We start from the raw sequence: 19,040 nt of genomic DNA, 5'->3' as shown, positions 1-19,040 counted from the left end.
CAATGAAAAACATCACCTCCGCTTTCTTCGCGGCGCTGACTGGCGCGCGCGACCGAGGGCTCGTGCCCCGTCGTTTCGTCTGGATCAAGGGCAAGAGCTTCGATACCGGCGTAACCAACCCCATCGGCCTTTGGACCGGCGACGACGATATTAACATTACCGTCGTCTCCGGCATCACTGGATTGCCGGAGGTGCGAACCTATTATGGCGGCCTCAATCTGCAGGTGAGCCCGATCGCGCGCACCGCCGATCTGACGATCCAGACGGTAACGATCACCATCGGCCAGATCGCCGCCGTGGCGCAGCAGCTCGTCCGTGGCTACGATCTGCGCCTGGCGCCGGTGGAAATCCACGACATGGCCTTCGATACTGTCACCCGCCAGCCGAGCGCCGCCCCGGAAATCGCCTTTCTCGGCATTACCGACGGCGCGCCGATCAAGACGCCGGCGGTCGGGCAGGACGGCAATGTCGAGATCTCCGCGATCTCCGCCGCCATCGCCATGCTGGAGCGCACTAATCCCGCTAAATCCTCCTATGAGGGCCAGAAACGCCGCAGCGGCGACGAGTTCGGCCTCTATTCCAGCACCGTCGCCAATTGGCAGATCCCATGGGGGCAGAAGTGATGAGCGATCTTGTCAGGGTCAAGAATTGGCGCGCCTGTTTCGTCGCCGAGATCGACCGGCTGAAACGCACGCCCTTTTCCTGGGGCAGCCATGACTGCGGGCCGGGGCTGGCGGGCAATCTGGTCATGGCGATCACCGGCGTCGATTGTGCCGCGCAGTTTCGCGGCGAATATTCGACGGCCGCCGGCGCGCTGAAGACCATGAAGGCGGCGGGCTTCGACAATCTCGGCGATCTCGTCGCCACCATGCTGCCGGAGATCCATCCGAGCGAGGCCTGTATCGGCGATATCGCCGCCATCCCTCACGAAGGCCCCTTCGGCTATGCGCTCGGCGTCGTCAATGGCGAGCGTGTCTTCGTGCTGCGCGAAACCGGCCTCGGCACCGTCGACCTGCTCGACGCCACCAGGGCGTTCAAGGTCGGCTGAGCCGGCACAGGCGCTGCAATCTTCTCATCACCCATTGGTGACATGTCGCCGCCGGCCTCCCGGCGGCGCACCCTTTTCCATGCGCCATTCGAGGTCGCCCGGTCCATGAAAATTCTCATCCTGATTCTGAACGTCCTCGGCTTCTGGCTGATCGCGGACGCCGCCCATGCCGACCCAATCAGCCTGGCGGTTAGTGCAATTTCGGGGTTCTTCGGCTCGGTCAGTATCGGCAAGCTGATCCTGACGGTTGCCCTGAATGTCGGCCTGTCGTTGATCGAAAAGGCATTGACCAAGAAGGAGCAGCCGCGACAAGCGGGCGCCAAGCTCGAGATCAGCATGGGCGACGACCACCCCATGTCCTTCGTCATGGGCAGCTATGCCACCGCCGGCCAGCGCAAATATGCCGGCTCCTGGGGCGATGACGGCAAGACGCCGAACGCCTATTTCACCGATGTCATCGAGATCGGCAGCCTGCCCAACTATGCCGGCGAGCGCGGCCTCACCAGCGTCTGGATCGACGATCAGGAAGTCGGCGTGCTCTGGGAGGAGCCGCATCCCGACGGACGCGGCTATCCGGTGCAGCAATATCGCGTGGGCAGCAAGGACTATCTCTGGATCAAGTTCCTTGATGGAGCGCAATCTGGCCCCGATGCCTTCTTGACGGCGAAATTCGGCACCGATCCGGATCGCCCTTGGAAGTCGACCATGATCGGCCTCGGCTGCCAGGTCGTCATCCTCACCGCCCGCTACAACACCGACCTTTTCTCCGGAATTCCCTCCGGCCTCTATCAACCGCATCCTGTCCCGCTCTACGACATCCGCAAGGACTCGTCGGCCGGCGGCAATGGCGCGCATCGCTGGGACAATCCCGCCACCTGGGAGCCTACCAGCAATCCGGCAACCATGATCTACAATCTCGCGCGCGGCGTCTATTACGGTTCGGAATGGGTCTATGGCGGCCAGAACATCGCCGCCTTCTCCTTGCCGGCCGCAAACTGGATGGCGGCCGCAAATGCCTGTGACGCAGCGGTAACGCTCGACGATGGCAGTCACGAGCCGGCTTTCCGCGCCGGCTACGAGATCCAGTGCGACCAACAGCCGCTCGACGTCATTTCCGAACTTCTGAAGGGTTGCAACGGCCGCATGGCCGAAGTGGGCGGCGTCTTCAAGATGCTGATCAGTACGCCCGGCGGCGCCGTCTATTCCTTCTCCGATGATGATATCGTCGTGACAGAGGAACAGGATTTCCAGCCTTTTCCGTCGCTCTCCGAGACCTATAACGCCATCGAGGCAACCTATCCGGAGCCCAGCGAAAAATGGGCGACGAAGGATGCGCCGGGCCGCTACAATACTGATCTGGAGGTTCTGGACGGCGACCGCCGCCTGCCGGCGCAGATACAGCTTCCGGCCGTGCCGTTCGCCAACCAGGTGCAGCGCGTCGGCCTGGCGATGATCCAGGACTACAGGCGCTTCCGCGTGCATCAGATATCGCTGCCGCCGGATGCCTATCCGCTAGAGCCGAACGATGTTGTCTCCTGGACCTCGGAGCGCAATGGCTATGCGGAAAAGAAATTCCTGGTCGTCAAGGTCGAGCCGCAACCCAACTTCCTGACGGTCGTCACGCTGAAGGAAGTCGATCCCGCTGATTACGATTGGCACAGCGGCCTTCAATTGCCGATCGCCACCGGCTGGATTGGTCCGATCACGCCACCATCGCAACCGATGACGGGTTGGACCGTCGAGCCTGCAACGATCAAGGATACGGGCGGCATTGACCGACGCCCCGCGATCAAGATCAGTTGCGCACCTGACATGGACGATGTCGAGCGGGTGTGGGTGCAAGTCCGACTGAAGGAAAGCGGTGCCGTCGTCTTCGACAGCGACAGTACGCGCTACGAGTCGCCGTATTCATGGCTGATCTCGGGTCAATGGACCTTGCCGAATACGGACTATGAGGCGCGGGGCCGATACATCCCGAAGTCGAACCGTGCGACTACCTGGTCTTCTTGGCTCTCGGTCACCACCCCGAATATTCTCATTCAGTCCGGTGACGTGCTGGATAACGCCATCATCGCCGCCAAGATCGCCGATGCAGCCGTGATCGCGTCGAAGATCATGGACGAAGCGGTCACAAACCTGAAGCTTGCCGATGCGGCCGTATCGACGGCGAAGTTGCAGGTTGCGGCGGTGACGGCGGAGGTGCTTGCGAATAGCGCGGTGATCTCCTCGAAGCTGGCCGATGGCGCGGTAACGGCTGCAAAGCTTGCCGCCGCCGCCATTGATGCCACGAAATTCGCGTCCAGCATCAAGCCCGTCGAAATCGTCTCGGCCTTGCCGGCATCCGGCAATGTCGAAGGACGGCAGGTATATCTCACGACAGATGGTAAGCTTTATCGCTACCACAACAATGCCTGGACGGCGGCTGTCGCAGCGACTGATATTAATGGCATCCTTGCCGATGCCCAGATCCAGAGCATTGCCGCCGCCAAGGTCACCGGCCAGATGACCGACGCGCAGATTGCCGCCGTGGCCGCCGCTAAGGTCACCGGTACGCTGGTCTCCTCGCAGATCGCCGATGCTGCCATCACCAATACCAAGCTTGCCGCGCTTGCTGTGGATGCCGCCAAGCTCGCAGACAACGCCATCACGACGACGAAGATTGCGGACAACGCGATCTCGACGCCAAAGCTTCAGGCAAACAGTGTCGTGGCTGTAAACATTGCCGCCCAAGCCGTCACGGCTCGTAGCCTTGTCCTTCAGGATTGGGAAAACCTCATTCCCGACAATCAGATGCAGGCGTCGGCGGCATGGCCAACCCTTGCAAGCTGCGTCATCAATCCAGCGACGACACAGGCATTCACCAGCAAGGGGTCGATTGACTACACCTATGCCGCAGGTGCCGGCTATCTGACGATCGTTGTTGGGTCACCCTTCGCCGTTGTCTCTGGCCAGCAGTATTTTGCCTCCGTGCAGGTCGCGCGAACCTCCGGCACTCAAATGGGCTTCTGGGTCCGGGTCCATTGGCTCGACGCCAATGGCGCGCTGCTCAGCCCCGACATCTATGCCACGATCGGCGCCGCCACCGGGGCCGCGAATGCGGTTGCTGGCGTTCAGACCTTCTCGGCGACGATCACGCCGCCTTCCGCCGCTTTCGGCGCTCGTGTGCAGATTTACGTCCAACGCGATCTCACCGATGGCAATATCTCGTTCGGTGGCTTTAGTTGGCTGCGACGCGCGACAGCGAATCTTCTGGTGGATGGCTCCGTCGTTGCTGCAAAGATCGCCGCCGATGCGGTGACCGCCACCACGATCGCCACCGGCGCGGTGACGGCCGATGCTATCGCGGCTAACGCAGTGACTGCCGTAGCTATTAATGCAGGATCTATAACGACGGCCAAGATCGCAGCCGGTGCGATCACGACCAGCACGATTGCGGCCGGCGCGGTGACGGCGAACGAGCTTTCCGCCAATGCGGTCACTGCCGGCAAGATCGCCGCTAACGCGGTGACGGCAGGCACGATCGCGGCCGGCGCTGTCTCGGCCACGCAGATTGCCGCCAACGCGATCACCTCGGACAAGCTCGCATCCAACTCGGTCACCACGGATGCGCTCGCTGTCGGTTCCGGCAAGAACCTCTTGCAGAATGCAAATTTCGCGGCCGGCATGGATTGCTGGGCCTATGGATCAAGCGGAGCTGTCCCCGGCCTGTCCGTTAGAATTCGAGCCACCTCGGAGACCTACGCGGGGAAGAACAACCCCACTTTGATGGTCTATCAAGGAAGTGGCCCCACTTCTGGCGGCTATTACACCGATGTCCGCTGGCTTCGCCCGGATGCTGACACGCTCGCGGTCGATGCGCTCAAGTGGGGCGTGTCCTGCACGGCAGGTGAGTGGCTGGAGGCCACCGCTTATGTTTCTGCCCACCGCTGCATAGCGGATCTCAGGATCGAATGGCGGGCCGCCGATGGCACAGTGATCAGCTATACCACTGTCTCGTCCAACTCGGCGAATTCATCGGATTCGGCCAATCCAGACAATTGGCCGCGTCTGCGCACGCTGGGCGCTGCTCCGGCTGGTGCCGTTTGTGCTGCTATCCATATGCGCAAGCGCGACACCAATGCCGGCCAAACGGACAGCTATATGTTCGTCAATAAACCGATGCTTTGCCGTATCCCGGCAGGCGCAACGGAACCAACGGCCTGGAGCAGCGGTGATATCGTCTTGATCACCAATGGCGGTATCGTCGCCAGCGCGGTGACGGCCGATAAGATCGCAGCCAACGCGATCACGGCCGGCAAGATAGCAGCTAACGCCGTGACGGCCGGTACAATTGCCGCCGGAGCCATCACCGCCGCCACCATCGCTGCCAGCACGATCACCGGTGACAAACTGGCTGCCAACACGATCGGCGCGGATCAGATCGCGGCCAACGCAATCACGGCCAAGCAACTCGTGCTCACCGATTTCAGCAACATGGTCGATAATGGCTGGCAGACTGGCACGCTCGACGGTTGGGCCATTCAGAATCAGCAAGCGTTCTATGTTGATAGCAACGCAGGCTCTGCTGCTGGCTATGTGCTGCAATCTCTCGGCCGCGACTGTGCACGATCGAACGCCATTACCGTCACCCCCGGCGAGACCTATGCCTTCGATGTTTGGGTCTATAATACCGATCCGAACACGGCCAGCATCGTAGCCATGATTACGACGCCGTCCGGTGCCAACGCCTTCCCGGTTGTCGTCAGCACGACAACGAAGAACGGATGGATTCGGCTGCAGGGCAGATACGCAATCCCGAGCGGCTATACCAAGCTTGCAATGCTGTTGCAGGTCAACAAGACGGCCGGGACCGGCAGTTCCTGCTACTGGTCGAAGCCTGTCATGCGCCGTGCGGTCAGCGCCGAACTGATTGTCGATGGGGCCATCACGGCGAACAAGATCTCCGTCAATAGTCTGGATGCGATCACGGCCAACCTCGGCGCGGTCAATATCAGCTCTGCCGTCATAGGCTCATTGCAGGTCGGGCGCAGTAACATCTCAGCAGGCGCGGTTACCAGCGTTCAAACCGCGAACCCTTCGGGCAACGCCGCTCTCGACAATGGTGGTGGCTATGTGGCGGTGACCGGTCTCACCGTTACTCATGATGCCGGCTCTCCATCTGTAATCGTCAGCACTTCTTTCAGCATTTTTAACGTTAGCCCGGCGACGCCTGGAACGTTCACAAAGGTTACCGTTTTCGTGTGGGACAGCGCCAACAATGCTTACACGGCCTCGTTTCCGCTGACTTTTCAGGACGCTACCCACTTCTCCCACAGCTACAAGTTTACGCCCCAGGCAAGCGCGACGCAGACCACCTTCCGCTTTGACATACAGCTTAACCAGCGCGCCGGACAGGATGTGGTCGCTGCAAACAGGTCAATTCAGGGGACGATCCTTTTTCGTTGAGAGATGGCATTTGGGAAAGCCATTTTTCACCTCGCCGTTAGTTCAACCAAACGTCTCATCCGTGGAAGTTGAGACATTAACAGGAGTATTCCATGTATCGCATAGACACGATGTATGAACCGATGGTCGAGGCGCTGCTTGCGGCTCGCTCGGAGAACAAGGCCAATCGCTGGATGGCCAGCGCCGCCTTCTGGCTCGGGCGGCAGCAGATTTATAACGTGGCAGATTACTGGTTGGGGCTCGCTGCCAAGATCACGTCGGGTTTGCCGGCCGATGACAAGGAGGCCATCCTTGATCAACTGAGCAACAAGGAAGCCGCTTTGATCGGCGCGGCCGACGATTGGCCCGAGACACCGGAAACCCTGCTTGCCATCGTTGCCGGCTGGTCTCCGGAGCCGATCCCGGTCGATCTCTACGCCTATGCCGCGACGAAGCGCTACGCCGTCGAAACGGGCGGTATCGTCATTAACGGCATGTCCGTCATGACCGATCGTGGCAGTCAGTCCCTGATCACCGGAGCTTACAACTATGTGCAGGCGAACCCGGATGTGTCCGTGAAGTTCAAGACGAGTGGCGGCAGCTTTGTGGCGTTGACGGCCGCCCAGATGACGTTGATTGCCAATGCGGTCGGTGCGCATGTGCAGGCATGCTTTGCCGCCGAAGGCGAGGTCGATCAGGAGATCATCGCCGGCACCATCACGACGACGGCGGAGATCGACGCCTTCGCATGGCCCTCTAACGCCTAAGGAGACCTCTGAGTGTCTACCCACGTAAACTCACTTAGGAAGCAGAACGAACTCCTCCAAGCCGAGGTCGAAGTCTATGCCGATGCGGTCGACCGCCTCGCCGAACAGCTCGCGCAAGCGCAGAGGGAGTTAAATGCCCTCCGGCCGCCGCTAGGCGATGAATCCGAGACTGACGAACCCGAAATCATCTCGCCGAGCAAGGTTAATTGAACGGCCATCTACTCAACGGCAAATAGAAATGATATCACGTCTATGGATGGTATCAGGGGATACGTGATACATGTTGCAGCGGCTTGTTAGCCTCACAGGGTCGGTTTGGGCACCGACTCGCAAACGTGGGGCGTTGGGCACTACATATTTAGATCTTTCGTCGGATCTTGTGGTGCCCACCATAGTCAATCCACGCAAAGTGAAGCGGCATCACCTGATGCGGCAGCATGTGGAATTGTCCACCAAGGTTCTAGAGGTTGGGCCACTTGCCCGCCCCGTGGCGCCGAAGCGTGCGGGATTCAATTGCTACTATGTCGATCACCTGGATAGAGACGGTCTCATCCGTCACTATGCGCATGCTGGATATGATCCGGACAGTATTGAGGAAGTCGACTTCATTTGGAAAGATGGCGATCTCCGCGATGCGGTTCCGCTCGATCATCATGGGACGTTCGAAGTCATCATTCTGAGCCACGTTCTGGAGCACCTTCCGAACCCACTGGCGTTTCTCGAGAGTTGCGCAACGCTCTTGAGACCGGGCGGCTACGTGACATTAGCGCTTCCAGATAAGCGCTTTTGTTTCGATCTCTTCAGGCCTGTGACCACCACCAGCGACTGGCTGGATGCGTATCGAGACGGGCGCTCATTGCACACCGACTCGTCCTTGTTCGATCACGCAACGCTTGCTGTGGCTCGTCAGGCGCAGATTAGTTGGACAGACGTGAAGCACGCCACGACAGATCTCACTTTCCTCAACATGAGTGTCGATCGGGCTTATGCCAGATTCTTCGAGCGAGAGGAAAAATCTCAGTCATATGAAGACTGCCACGCGTCGGTGCTAACTCCAGCCGCGTTCGCATTAATCATGCAGGAATGCCAGGCGATCGGAATCGCGCCACTCACGCTTGATTATGTGTCTTCCGTGAGAGGTGATGAATTTATCGCCCACCTAAAACTTTCCAAGCGGGCACCGATAACGCATCACGATCGCCTTCAACTGCTAACCCTCTCCGCGAGAGAGCAATTGGACGGCTTCAGGCATATCAAGGCCGCTGATCCCTCTCCAGTGAGGGAATTCATCAAAAGGCTAAAGAAGCGTGCTGCCGGCTGAGCCGGCATTCATGCCAGCGAAATAGACCGCTATCTCAAATCGGATCGAAGCACCTAGAGTCTCTCGGCGCTTTTTTGTTGCCCGCAGTAGGGGCGCATAGCTGACCAAAAGGATGATTTATTATGAACCACGCGAAATTCTTCGCGGCGGTGCGCCCTTCGCTGTTTGAAGATCGGCTGTCGTCAAATCAGGTCAATGGCGTAACGGCCATCCTTGCGGCATGGGAAGCCAAGCCCTTCGATGCCCGTTGGCTGGCCTATATGCTAGCGACGACCTATCACGAGACGGATAATACCATGTGCGCCATCTCTGAAAATCTGAGCTATTCAGCGGCCGGCTTGCTCGTCACTTTTCCGAAATACTTTACTGCCGCACAAGCAACTGCCTATGCCCGGCGACCAAGGTGCATCGCCAATCGGGCCTATGCGAGCCGGATGGGCAATGGCAATGAGGTCACTGGCGACGGCTGGCGTTATCGCGGGCGTGGTCTGGTGCAGATTACCGGTCGCGATAATTATCTGAAATTTGGCATAGCGGATGATCCCGACAAGGCGCTTGATCCGGCGAAGGCTGTCGAAATTCTGTTCGACGGAATGATCAACGGTCGTTTCACCGGTAAGAGGCTTGCCGACTATTTTAGCGCGACCGTGACTGACTGGGTTAGCGCGCGCAAAATCATCAACGGCGTCGATCGGGCTGCAGATGTTGCCGGCTACGCCAAAACATTCGCTGCGGCGCTCGAAGCCGCACGGTCGTAACCGCTGCAGAGCCGTGCAAGCGCAGATCTCTTCTCCTATCGAAAAGTCATCCCAATCCGCGTGGCTTACGTTGGTGTGATTTTTTACGCGTCTCTGCATTGCCGCCTTGGCGGCAGGTATCCTGGCATCGGTACTCGGGCTTTGGTGACATGGCGTCGCGCCCAGTGTCACTCGGCAAGCTCAATCAACCTCATAGCTCTAAAGGAAGCCTTATGTTCAATACCAATGCTCTCCACAATGTTTTGAATATCATGATCACCCTCTCGGCGTTGTTGGTCGCCATTCTGTTGGCTACCGGCTGCACGCAGCTTACCGATGGCACGTTGGAATGCTCGCAATCCTTTATCGGTCCAAGCTTCACAGCCTTTGCTGTCGCCGGTCTCGGTACCCTCAAGATCATCGTCAATATCATCCGCGACGGGCTTTCCGGTTTGGTGAAGCCACAGCCGCCAGTCATTAAATGAAGCCGCTTGTCTCAGCTATTTTGGGGCAGGGGCAGGGGTCTGATTTCAATAGACAATGAACATTTGCAGAGGCGGGTTATGGCGATAAACGAATTTCTCGATGCTTTAGGCATCAAGGTCGGGGTCGTCATCGCGGGCCTTTCTGGCGGCATTTTGCGTGGTCTGTCGCGGCGCCGATATACGGCCCGCGAAATCATTGCGTCCCCCATTTGTGGCGCGCTTGCAGCAGCTTACCTGACGGAGCCTGCACTTTACTATCTGAGAGCCGTCAATTGGCCTTTGCCGCAAAAGGATTTGGCTGCCATGAATGCCACGGCCTTCGTGGTCGGTGTCTGTGCCATGTGGATCGCCGACCTGATCTTCGATAGCATCTCACGCTGGGTCAGAGGTGGGAAAGCGGTACCCTGATCCAATGCTGCTATATGGCGGGTTGTCGCGAGCCTACAATTTCTCTATTTCGCCCTCTCCTTAACGGGAGGGGGCGTTTTTTGCGTTTGTGGCTTTTGTAATGGCTCCACGCCGTGCTTTTCGGCATACGCCAGTCGGTCTGTGGGGCGACCTTGGTTCATATTCACGCGCGTGATGTCTTTGATTTGAACTAATCATTGTCGCCGTTGCCGCTGGGCTGATAAAGCTGGCTGGCAGAAATTGTCGATGAAAGGCGCGCGCGATGAGCCAATGGCCCGACACTCGAATCCTTGATCTATTTGGCATCAGCCTTCCCATCATCCAGGCGCCGATGGCTGGAGCGACGTCGCCGGAGATGGTGGTTGCGGTCAGCGAGGCGGGTGGGCTCGGATCTCTGCCGAGTGCGCAATACAATGTCGAACAGTTACGCGTAGCGCTCGATACGATACGATCGGCCACGAAAAAGCCGATCAATGTGAATTTCTTCGCACATACCATGCCGGAGATTGATCTTGGGCGGCAAACAGAGTGGCGAGCGCGGCTTGCGCCTTACTACATTGAGGCTGGTCTCGACCCGACCGCGCCGGTTCCTGCCGGCGGCCGGGCACCATTCGACAGCTTTTTCTGTGACGTCGTTGAGGCCTATCGGCCTGAGGTCGTCAGCTTTCATTTCGGGTTGCCGGATATGGAGCTGGTTCGACGGGTAAAGGCCACGGGAGCGAAGATCATCTCCTCGGCAACCACCGTGGCGGAGGCGCGTTGGCTTGCCGATCGCTGTGTCGATGCGGTTATTGCCATGGGCTTCGAGGCGGGTGGCCATCGCGGTAATTTCCTGACTAAGGACATGGCGACACAGGTGGGCACGATGGCACTGGTGCCGCAGATTGTTGATGCCGTCAAAATTCCCGTTATCGCTGCAGGCGGCATCGGGGACGGACGCGGGATAGTGGCCGCTTTCGCGCTGGGTGCTTGCGCGGTGCAGATCGGTACCAGCTATCTGTTCACGCCCGAGGCAAAGATTCCTGCGGTTCATCGGGCGGCCTTGGAGCATGCTGGTGATGATAGTACCGCTTTGACCAATGTCTTCACCGGCCGGCCGGCGAGGGGTGTCATGAACCGCATTATGCGCGAAGTTGGGCCGCTCACGGATATTGCGCCAGCATTTCCGACGGCCGGCGGTGCTCTGGCACCGCTACGCGCGAAGGCGGAGGCGATGGGTTCAGGCGACTTTACCAATCTCTGGTCCGGCCAGGCCGCGAGGTTGGCACGGCCGCTTCCGTCGTCCGAACTCACTATCGGTCTGGCGAACGAGGCGATGACGCTCATCAAGCGATTGGCCGAGCGTTGATGTATCGGTTGCCTACCTGATACTGGGGGAGAGAAAGAGGAGGAGAGACATATGACCTTTACGACAGATTTGACGGATCGTTTTGCCGTTTCCACATGGTCGCTGCACCGTGCCCTTGGCGGAATTTATCCTTACAAGCCAGGTGGTGCCAAAGCGCCTGCGCGCCAGCCAACCTATGGCGAAGGCTCGGTGGAGTTGATCGATCTTCCGAAACAATTTGCGGAACATGGCATCTTTCGCATCGAAATATGCTCTTTTCATTTGCCGACCCGCTTGGGCGCTTACATCGCCGACCTGCGGCAGGCCTTTGAGGCCGCAGGCGTGAAGATACAGACGCTGTTGATCGAAGACGGGGATCTCAGCAATCCCGAGACGGCCGAGCGTGATGCCGACTGGATGGCGGGCTGGATCGAGATTGCCGTTGCGCTCGGAGCTGAGAATATGCGCGTAATCGCCGGCAAGGAGCAGCCGAATGACGAGACACTGAGTCGCGCTGAGACGCACCTCCGTCGGCTGGCAGATCAACTGGCAGGCACCGGCGTCCGCCTCGTCATTGAAAATTGGTTTTCGCTGCTGCCGGGGCCTGTCGAGGTCAATCGAGTGATTGATGCTCTGGACGGCAAGCTCGGTCTCAACGGCGATTTTGGCAATTGGCACGGCCCGGGGAAGTATGTCGATCTGGCAAAGATCATGGGTCGCGCGGAGCTCTGTCATGCCAAGGCACATTATTCGGAAACGGGTCTCGATGCCGAGGACTATAGTCGTTGCGTCGAGCTCTCCAATGCTGCCGGCTATAAAGGCCCGTTCACGTTGATCTACGATTCCTCATTCCACGAGAATGAATGGTCCGGCATTCTGGAAGAGCGGAATTGCATCGCCAGCGTGTTGCGGAGGGCTTCCGCCGCAGCGTGATGGCTCTGAATAATGGTGCCGCTAGCGGCTTGGATCCGTTCTTGTGGCATCAAGACCGGTTGAATCGGTGCTACGAATTTCAATGAAACTCGTATTCATGCAGAGCGCCGAGCAACTGGTCTTGCGTCTGATAGCCGGCCTCATACAGGCTGATCGCTACATTGGCGGCAGATAAGCCTTGTTGGCTTTGCAGCTTGATGCTGCGTTCCGCACACCACGCGTAGAGTGCGCTGGCGAGGATGTCGACATCGTCGGGATAAAGGGGCGAGTTGACCATCATAGACATTCGCTACACCGTATGTTGGAAGCTCAGACTTGAGCGGGGGCGGTGCGGAGACTGCTTTGATTTCGGAAGTTTGCAATCGACTTCATGTGTCGGCGTTAACGTCAGCCTGATATGAGACGGGCCAAGTTTCGTATTGGCACAGGTGATTGCGAAAAGGGTTATTGTGGTTTCTGGTCTGGCGCGTGCGGTGCCGGATTTTCGAATCCGTCCTTGCCGTTATGGGGCACAACAAACAGCATAACGCCGAGCGCGACGGCCAGCGCCACCATGATCAAAAGTATAAATTGCGGCCGCGAAGGCATCATTGATGGACCGGATGCGATGCCTCCACTGCTGCCTCGATTAATTCCTCCGCATAGGAGAGCGCGGAAGCGGTGTCTTCGCCATCGAGTTTCAGTTCCCGGCACTTGTGATGCATGGCCCTGCGAATTTCCACCAACAAGGTGGCGTCCAGATCGACATGACCTTCGTAAAAAACATGCGTCAGGGCGGACTGGGCGACAACTTCGAGGACTGCGACACGTCCTTCGATTTCGCCAAGGGAAGGAATAGCGTTTTTCTTGACGTGATGTTTGCAATCGCGATGAGTGGTGAGCATCTCATTAGTCTCCTCTGAATTAGGCATAACCGACGAGAGGCAAAAAGGTTCAGCCGAATCCAAGGAAAATCTGAATTAGCCCTGGCAATGTCTTCGCGATAATCCCGCTTGCGGTAAAACGGACGGGAATCCTCATTTCATCGGGCAGAGACTCGGATCCGACAACACATCGGCGCAGCTGGGGGAGCGGCGGAAATCGTCGTAGTAAAGCGTCCATTCCGTCGTATCGGCGGCACGATAGGGGCCGAACTTGAAATACTGGTTCTTGCCCAGTCCCTTGTCGGCATGGCCTATATGTCCCTTGATGGTGACAATCCATTTATTGTTGGCGAATAGTTCGATATGGCCGGTGCCATCGGGGCCCGGCTTGGTATAGATGGCGAAGTCGATCCAGCCGGAATCCGGCGTCGGCAATTTGTTGCCGTGGTCGGTCACGGTGATGGCGTTCGTGCAGCCGGTGAACTCCTGACCATCGTCCTTGCCCCAATTGCTGTCGGTCGCGACCAGCGCTCGCATCTGGTTGGTGTCTGAGCGGAACCAGACAGGCGTCTGGTTGCTATCGCAGGCCTTTGCCCCATCGTGAGAATAGGTCTTTGGCGGGGCGACATAGTTGGTTTCGACCGTCGCAAAGAGCTTGCCGTTGTTCAGCCGCAGCGCCAGGAAGGGACTGAAATCACCCTTTGCCGTCGGCCCTATCTCCCGCTTCCATTGCGCAATGAGATAGCGATGATCACCTGACGGAATGGGATCGGCGAATTTGACCGCAAAACCGTACCAAACTCCTTGATCATAAGGGACGCGATATTTTGTACGCTCCCAGATTTCCGCTCTCTCGCTGCAGTTTGCCTTACCTGGTGCGCAGAGTGGTTTGACACTGAGTTTTAGCGCGCCGATGCCGCTGCGCTTGACCTCCGATTGGAATTCGACCGTGCCGGCCTTCTGTTCGGAATTGTCGCGGTAGTAAAGATGGCCTGCCGGATCGAAATCGGTGCCGTCGAAACCGTCGCGAAGAACCAATTGGGCGGGATCCTTGGCCAAGGCCGGGGTCATGGCGCTGGTGCAAGTGCAGGCCAAAAGAGCGGGCAGCGCATATTTTGCGTTCATTACGGGGACTCCTTCGGCGGGCGATCTTCGAGTGCTATCAATGACCTGTTCATCTCTCGTGAGCAAGAGGAGGGCGCTTCGCGATATTGTGACCCAGTACAGCCGGTCTGATATCTGGCGGCTCCGGCGGAGCTTCACATGCCGATTATCTGATTTAATAATTCCACTTTAACCGCCTGTTAGACGCTTTCCGGTTCATATCAATGCATATTGGGCTTTGCCTGCGGATATCAGCGCCCCGGACATGAAGGTTCGTCGCCGCAGCTTGAATCAACGATTTGAATGTCGGGCATGAGCGAAGCCGACGGAGAATCGCAGTTGGGGTTGCCCGTGACAGACCTGGAAAAAGGAGCGGCGACGGCAGACAGCGTCGGGCCACGACGAAAGATCGTCATTTTGACGTCGCATGTCTTTCTGAGCGGCTACCGCAAGGCATCGGTCCATTTCGTGGCATCCCGCTGGGCGGAGCAGGGGCACGACGTCCATTTCCTGACGATTGGCCACAGTTGGCTGACGCTGCTGAAGGATCGTCTGCGCTTTCGGGCGCTATCGGAGCGGCAGGCAAACCGGTTCGAGACGGTAGCACCGAATCTCCGGGCGGGTGCCTACCTGCCGCCATTGCATGCCTTCAGTTCCGGCAATCGCATTCTGAACGCGGCAAATGGAATGCTTTTCCGGTTGTACGGCAATTACCTGCCTCGCTTTGCTCGCAGTGCTCTTGCCGCGGCTGATCTGGTGGTGATCGAAAGCGGTTCAGCGCTTGCCTTCTTCGATTATGCGAAGAGGCTTAATCGCAAGGCGAGAGCCCTCTATTTCTGTCGCGATCTGCTCCGGAGTGTCGGTGCCGCACCCGTGTTGCAGGATATGCAGGCGGCCGCGATCGGACGTTTCGATACGGTCTGCGTGCCCTCGGAACGGCTCGGCGCGCTGCTACCAGCCGGTGGGTGCGTCAGGGTTATTCCACAGGGCGTCGATGCGGCGCTGTTCGATCGCGAACAACCTTCCCCCTATGCCCCCGGCAGCCGCAACGCCGTCTCCATCGGCAATATGCTGTTCGACGAGGTCACCGTCGCGGCTATGGCTGCTGCGGCGCCTGACATAAATTTCCACATCTTCGGGGCGCATTGGCGGGGTTCTGCGCCGTCAAATGTCACAGTCTATGGTGAGCGGGCGTTCGAAAGCATCGTGCCGTTTTTGCAGCACGCGGATTTTGGCATCGCACCCTATCGTTTGACGAGGGACGAGGTCTATCTGGCGGAGTCGAGCCTGAAGCTCGCGCAATATAGCTATTGTGGCTTGCCTATCCTCTTGCCTGACCTGATCCCTTTTACCCGTGCTAATGCTGTCGCCTATCGATTGGATGGCGAAACCGCTTGGCGCGAGAAGATCGACATGGCGCTGGCTATGCAGCGTTCGCCGGCTTTTCGTGAGGGAATTTTGACCTGGGATGATGTTGCCCGGCAAACGCTCGACGCGGCCTTCGAGACGAAATAAACGCCTTAGCCTGGTGCAAGGAAAGTCAGCAAATTGTTGACCAGCGGACGGGCTGGCCCGGGCAGCTTGCCGCCAATCGTATCCATCAGCAATCGGCTATCGTTCGCCTCCAGTAGACGCAGGATGCGAACGGCAAGCAGGTAAGCGACCCCGCCAACGGGAATGGCAGTTGCGATTGCCGCCAACCCATCGAGATAATAGACGGCGACACCGGCCGACGCGGCGCAAATGGCTGCTGCGAAGATTGTTCTTGCAAGAGCCCCAAATGGGACGGAGGTATGGACGCTCGTCCATGCGGTCCAGGCGAGCAGGGTAAAGGTCAGTGTGGTGATCGTCGCGCGGGCGATGGCCGCGCCTTCGAGGCCAGCCAGCGGCACCATGGCTGCAAGCAGCAGCATTGTCAGCAAACCGCAGATAATCTGTACGCGCAATAGCAGATCGCTGCGTCCGGACGCGCTGATCATGCCCCAGGGAATGACCGAAAGGCCGGCAAGCCAGACGAAAGCAAGCAATGTCGCCGCAGCCGGAATGGCGGGCTCGAAGGCATTGCCGAAGATAAGCGGCATCAGGTCTGGCATGATGATCGCGCCGCCGAAGCTGATGGGCAGCATGACGAGGGCTACCATACGGATGACGCGTCCATAGGTCGCCTGCAGCGCCTGCCGATCTCCCTTCGCATGGGCGTCTGCAAAGCTGACGATCAGCGCCGGGGAAATCTGCAACATGACTTGCTCGATCAACCCGGCGAGACCGAGGCCGGCTGCGAAATAGCCGATGCCGGTCGACGAGAAGAAGAAGCCGAGAAACAGAAATTCGATGCGTGACAGCACCAGGATCTCGATAAGATCACTCAGCCACATATAGCGGCCGTAGCGGTGCATTTCGGGCGTCAATGTCTCACCGGAAGCGGGAACGCTCTTGTCGATATAACTGCGCAGGTGCAATGCCTGCGGCAGATAGCGGGCGACATAGCCGATCAGGGCTCCCGTCGGGCCGAGCAGCCAGGCGCCTGCGAAAACGAGTGGAATCTGGAGAGTGCCGCCGACGACGGTGCTGCGCGCCGTTTGTCCGAACCGATTGCGGCCGCGAGCGATGGCCGTTGAAAAGACGTAGAACGCGTAGCTCAGGAACAGCAGCTCCGTCAAGACCCAGAACCAGGCATGCCGTGCATCGCGATAGGCATAGGTGAGCATGGCATAGAAAAGAATGCCGGTGCCCACCATGGCGACGGATATCATGAAACTGCGGAATGCCGCGCGCACCAATGCCTTCCAGGCATGGCCTTCGCCTGAGAGAGCACCGGCATTGCGCAGCAACGTCTGGGGCAGGCCCATATCGGCCAGGGCCGTGGCGGATGTCGCGATCCAGAGCGCGTAAGCGACCTTGCCGGAGCCAGCGGGGCCGAGGAGACGCGCGGCTATGACGCTGCTGGCGAAACCCGCTGCAAGCGAAACCACCGTCGCCGCCAAGCTGATCAGCGAACTCTTCAAGAGGTTGGACGTATAGGCGCTCATGGCTACTGATCATGAGGGTACTCTCATAACCTTGTGTTAAAGGCGGACTGATACTTCTAACTAGCGTTCAAGTTGAAATTTGAGACAGCTGCCGTGACGGATAAGACTGCCGAACGAGATGCATTCCTCATTCCCGGATATTTGCAGAAGGGATTGGGTGAACGCGCGCGCAACCTGCTCTGGCGGCTGATGTCGCCGCTGCCGGATAAGCCCTATTGTGCGCTTAAATATTTCGTCATTCGCGGCAAGTTCCCCAACCTGACGTCTCCGCAGACTTTCACCGACAAGATCCAAGCCCGCAAACTCTACGACCGCAATCCGCTGTTTCCACGTTTCGTCGACAAGGCCGACGCCAAAACGCTGATTGCCGAACGGGTCGGCAGCCGACATGTTATTCCCACGCAATGGGTCGGCGCTGATCTTTCGAAGGTCGATTGGTCCACGATAACTTTGCCCGCCGTCGTCAAGCCGACACATGCGAGCGGCGTCGGCCGCTTTCTCTATGGGCAGAACGATATCGAGCAGCTGCTGAAGAACGATCCTTCAGCCGAGTGGCTGGCGATCGACCATGCGTCCTACAACAGGGAATGGGCCTATAGCCGGGTTGAACCCCGCATTCTCATCGAGACCATGTTGCTTGCCGACGGGCATGTTCCCTGGGACTACCGGCTTTTCACGTTCAATGGCAAGGTGTCGCATATCGAGATCGACATCCGTGAAAATGGACGGGGTTATTCCTGCAATTATACGCCGGACTGGCAGAAATTGCCGTTCTACGATCCCGACTATCTCGGCCTCTATCCGGGCGACGTGGCTCGACCATCGCGGCTTGAAGAGATGATCCATATTGCCGAGACGATTGCCCGCGATATCGATTTTGTCCGCGTCGATCTCTATGCCTCCGTTGACTGGGTCTATATCGGCGAGCTGACCTTCTATCCCGGTGGCGGCTTCGAGGCTTTTGAGCCTGAAAACTACGATCTCGTGCTTGGCCAGAAATGGCAGCTCGGTTTCGAGATACCGAAGAGATAGGTAGACAAATCGCTTTGCCCGCGTTTCATAGGCCGACCGAATTTTAGAGGAAGGTTTTCCATGACGATCGAACAGGACCTCAGCCGTATCGCATTGCAGGAAGAGACGCTGCGTTTCGACGCTTTCGATCTTTCAACCGCCTGGGTGCTTGGCAAATTGCTGCACGATCTTGCCAGCGAGCGCAATCTCGGCGTCGCGATCGACATCACGCTGCATTCCATGCCGGTTTTCTATATCGCGCTGCCGGGTTCGACGCCGGACAATTCCAATTGGATCCGGCGGAAGCGCAATATGGTCCTGCGCTATTTCCGCAGCAGTTACGCCAGCACGCTGCGCCTGGAAAAGCAGGGCAAGACGATTGAGGACAATGGGCTTACCAGCGCCGACTACGCCGCATCCGGCGGCAGTTTTCCGATCTTCGTCAACGGCACGGGCTGCATCGGTGCCGTCACCGTGTCGGGTCTTCCGCAGCGTGAAGACCATAATCTGGTCGTCGAGGCCCTGGCGCTGACACTTGGCCACGAACTGCACAATCTCAGCCTGTCGTAAAAGACGATTGCGG

The 19,040-nt window shown here is 58.4% G+C and carries 18 protein-coding genes; 14 read left to right on the top strand and 4 right to left on the bottom strand.

From position 1 onward, the window contains the following. Nucleotides 1-2 precede the first annotated feature (2 nt). The 11 genes from AB6803_RS31615 (at nucleotide 3) to AB6803_RS31565 (ending at nucleotide 12,450) form a co-directional block, all read left to right on the top strand. Nucleotides 3-623: a hypothetical protein gene (locus AB6803_RS31615; protein WP_371112560.1), complete on the top strand. Its 621-nt coding sequence runs from the start codon at nucleotides 3-5 to the stop codon at nucleotides 621-623. Next, on the top strand, nucleotides 623-1,048 hold the full coding sequence (locus tag AB6803_RS31610) for a hypothetical protein (RefSeq protein ID WP_371112559.1): 426 nt from the start codon (nucleotides 623-625) through the stop codon (nucleotides 1,046-1,048). The genes AB6803_RS31615 and AB6803_RS31610 overlap by 1 nt, the downstream gene beginning before the upstream one ends. Before the next feature lie 105 nt (nucleotides 1,049-1,153). After that, nucleotides 1,154-6,493, top strand: a complete 5,340-nt coding sequence (locus AB6803_RS31605) for a carbohydrate binding domain-containing protein (RefSeq protein ID WP_371112558.1) — start codon at nucleotides 1,154-1,156, stop codon at nucleotides 6,491-6,493. Nucleotides 6,494-6,585: 92 nt separating this feature from the next. Beyond that, nucleotides 6,586-7,239, top strand: coding sequence for a DUF4376 domain-containing protein (locus tag AB6803_RS31600; RefSeq protein WP_371112557.1), 654 nt, complete (start codon nucleotides 6,586-6,588; stop codon nucleotides 7,237-7,239). A 12-nt stretch (nucleotides 7,240-7,251) separates the two neighbouring features. After that, the gene (locus AB6803_RS31595) at nucleotides 7,252-7,449 is read left to right on the top strand and encodes a hypothetical protein (protein ID WP_371112556.1); all 198 of its coding nucleotides are present in this window, start codon (nucleotides 7,252-7,254) and stop codon (nucleotides 7,447-7,449) included. Between the two features lie 172 nt (nucleotides 7,450-7,621). Further along, entirely contained in the window at nucleotides 7,622-8,560 is a 939-nt protein-coding gene (locus tag AB6803_RS31590; protein WP_371112555.1) for a class I SAM-dependent methyltransferase, read from the top strand. A 122-nt stretch (nucleotides 8,561-8,682) separates the two neighbouring features. Beyond that, nucleotides 8,683-9,318 carry a hypothetical protein gene (locus tag AB6803_RS31585; RefSeq protein ID WP_371112554.1) on the top strand — a complete coding sequence of 212 codons (636 nt, stop codon included), beginning with the start codon at nucleotides 8,683-8,685 and terminating at the stop codon, nucleotides 9,316-9,318. Nucleotides 9,319-9,530: 212 nt separating this feature from the next. Next, nucleotides 9,531-9,782 (top strand): hypothetical protein, encoded by a 252-nt coding sequence (locus AB6803_RS31580; RefSeq protein WP_371112553.1) that lies wholly within the window; start codon nucleotides 9,531-9,533, stop codon nucleotides 9,780-9,782. A gap of 78 nt (nucleotides 9,783-9,860) precedes the next feature. Continuing rightward, nucleotides 9,861-10,190 carry a hypothetical protein gene (locus AB6803_RS31575; protein ID WP_371112552.1) on the top strand — a complete coding sequence of 110 codons (330 nt, stop codon included), beginning with the start codon at nucleotides 9,861-9,863 and terminating at the stop codon, nucleotides 10,188-10,190. Between the two features lie 262 nt (nucleotides 10,191-10,452). Then, the gene (locus AB6803_RS31570) at nucleotides 10,453-11,538 is read left to right on the top strand and encodes an NAD(P)H-dependent flavin oxidoreductase (protein WP_371112551.1); all 1,086 of its coding nucleotides are present in this window, start codon (nucleotides 10,453-10,455) and stop codon (nucleotides 11,536-11,538) included. 51 nt (nucleotides 11,539-11,589) lie between these two features. Beyond that, nucleotides 11,590-12,450 (top strand): sugar phosphate isomerase/epimerase family protein, encoded by an 861-nt coding sequence (locus AB6803_RS31565; RefSeq protein ID WP_371112550.1) that lies wholly within the window; start codon nucleotides 11,590-11,592, stop codon nucleotides 12,448-12,450. A 79-nt stretch (nucleotides 12,451-12,529) separates the two neighbouring features. Here the strand turns inward: AB6803_RS31565 and AB6803_RS31560 are convergent, their stop codons facing one another. From AB6803_RS31560 to AB6803_RS31550, 3 genes are all read right to left on the bottom strand, one after another. Beyond that, a complete protein-coding gene (locus tag AB6803_RS31560) occupies nucleotides 12,530-12,736 on the bottom strand; it encodes a hypothetical protein (protein ID WP_371112549.1) in 207 nt (68 codons plus the stop codon). Between the two features lie 301 nt (nucleotides 12,737-13,037). Beyond that, nucleotides 13,038-13,334 carry a hypothetical protein gene (locus AB6803_RS31555; protein ID WP_007701755.1) on the bottom strand — a complete coding sequence of 99 codons (297 nt, stop codon included), beginning with the start codon at nucleotides 13,332-13,334 and terminating at the stop codon, nucleotides 13,038-13,040. A gap of 132 nt (nucleotides 13,335-13,466) precedes the next feature. Then, the gene (locus tag AB6803_RS31550) at nucleotides 13,467-14,438 is read right to left on the bottom strand and encodes a polysaccharide lyase (protein ID WP_371112548.1); all 972 of its coding nucleotides are present in this window, start codon (nucleotides 14,436-14,438) and stop codon (nucleotides 13,467-13,469) included. Nucleotides 14,439-14,768: 330 nt separating this feature from the next. Between AB6803_RS31550 and AB6803_RS31545 the strand changes: the two genes are divergently transcribed. Continuing rightward, on the top strand, nucleotides 14,769-15,932 hold the full coding sequence (locus AB6803_RS31545) for a polysaccharide biosynthesis protein GumK (RefSeq protein WP_371112547.1): 1,164 nt from the start codon (nucleotides 14,769-14,771) through the stop codon (nucleotides 15,930-15,932). Between the two features lie 5 nt (nucleotides 15,933-15,937). On the opposite strand, the gene AB6803_RS31540 is transcribed toward AB6803_RS31545, so the two are convergent. Beyond that, the gene (locus tag AB6803_RS31540; RefSeq protein WP_371112546.1) at nucleotides 15,938-17,446 is read right to left on the bottom strand and encodes a lipopolysaccharide biosynthesis protein; all 1,509 of its coding nucleotides are present in this window, start codon (nucleotides 17,444-17,446) and stop codon (nucleotides 15,938-15,940) included. 93 nt (nucleotides 17,447-17,539) lie between these two features. Between AB6803_RS31540 and AB6803_RS31535 the strand changes: the two genes are divergently transcribed. Beyond that, nucleotides 17,540-18,478: an ATP-grasp fold amidoligase family protein gene (locus AB6803_RS31535; RefSeq protein WP_371112545.1), complete on the top strand. Its 939-nt coding sequence runs from the start codon at nucleotides 17,540-17,542 to the stop codon at nucleotides 18,476-18,478. Nucleotides 18,479-18,538: 60 nt separating this feature from the next. Then, nucleotides 18,539-19,027: a heme-degrading domain-containing protein gene (locus AB6803_RS31530; RefSeq protein ID WP_371112544.1), complete on the top strand. Its 489-nt coding sequence runs from the start codon at nucleotides 18,539-18,541 to the stop codon at nucleotides 19,025-19,027. Nucleotides 19,028-19,040 lie beyond the last annotated feature (13 nt).

Origin of the sequence: Rhizobium sp. RCC_161_2 (assembly GCF_041355235.1) — a bacterium.
GTDB lineage: Bacteria > Pseudomonadota > Alphaproteobacteria > Rhizobiales > Rhizobiaceae > Rhizobium.
The sequence above is the reverse complement of the archived record's forward strand: the minus strand, read 5'-3'. Positions and strand labels throughout refer to the sequence as shown.

Excerpts from the sequence above, each read along its gene's own strand:
- AB6803_RS31600 (WP_371112557.1), top strand. The coding sequence starts at position 6,586 with ATGTATCGCATAGACACGATGTATGAACCGATGGTCGAGGCGCTGCTT.
- AB6803_RS31555 (WP_007701755.1), bottom strand. The coding sequence starts at position 13,334 with ATGCTCACCACTCATCGCGATTGCAAACATCACGTCAAGAAAAACGCT.
- AB6803_RS31550 (WP_371112548.1), bottom strand. The coding sequence starts at position 14,438 with ATGAACGCAAAATATGCGCTGCCCGCTCTTTTGGCCTGCACTTGCACC.
- AB6803_RS31540 (WP_371112546.1), bottom strand. The coding sequence starts at position 17,446 with ATGAGCGCCTATACGTCCAACCTCTTGAAGAGTTCGCTGATCAGCTTG.
- AB6803_RS31580 (WP_371112553.1), top strand. The coding sequence starts at position 9,531 with ATGTTCAATACCAATGCTCTCCACAATGTTTTGAATATCATGATCACC.
- AB6803_RS31610 (WP_371112559.1), top strand. The coding sequence starts at position 623 with ATGAGCGATCTTGTCAGGGTCAAGAATTGGCGCGCCTGTTTCGTCGCC.
- AB6803_RS31575 (WP_371112552.1), top strand. The coding sequence starts at position 9,861 with ATGGCGATAAACGAATTTCTCGATGCTTTAGGCATCAAGGTCGGGGTC.
- AB6803_RS31530 (WP_371112544.1), top strand. The coding sequence starts at position 18,539 with ATGACGATCGAACAGGACCTCAGCCGTATCGCATTGCAGGAAGAGACG.
- AB6803_RS31560 (WP_371112549.1), bottom strand. The coding sequence starts at position 12,736 with ATGTCTATGATGGTCAACTCGCCCCTTTATCCCGACGATGTCGACATC.
- AB6803_RS31605 (WP_371112558.1), top strand. The coding sequence starts at position 1,154 with ATGAAAATTCTCATCCTGATTCTGAACGTCCTCGGCTTCTGGCTGATC.
- AB6803_RS31585 (WP_371112554.1), top strand. The coding sequence starts at position 8,683 with ATGAACCACGCGAAATTCTTCGCGGCGGTGCGCCCTTCGCTGTTTGAA.
- AB6803_RS31565 (WP_371112550.1), top strand. The coding sequence starts at position 11,590 with ATGACCTTTACGACAGATTTGACGGATCGTTTTGCCGTTTCCACATGG.
- AB6803_RS31615 (WP_371112560.1), top strand. The coding sequence starts at position 3 with ATGAAAAACATCACCTCCGCTTTCTTCGCGGCGCTGACTGGCGCGCGC.
- AB6803_RS31570 (WP_371112551.1), top strand. The coding sequence starts at position 10,453 with ATGAGCCAATGGCCCGACACTCGAATCCTTGATCTATTTGGCATCAGC.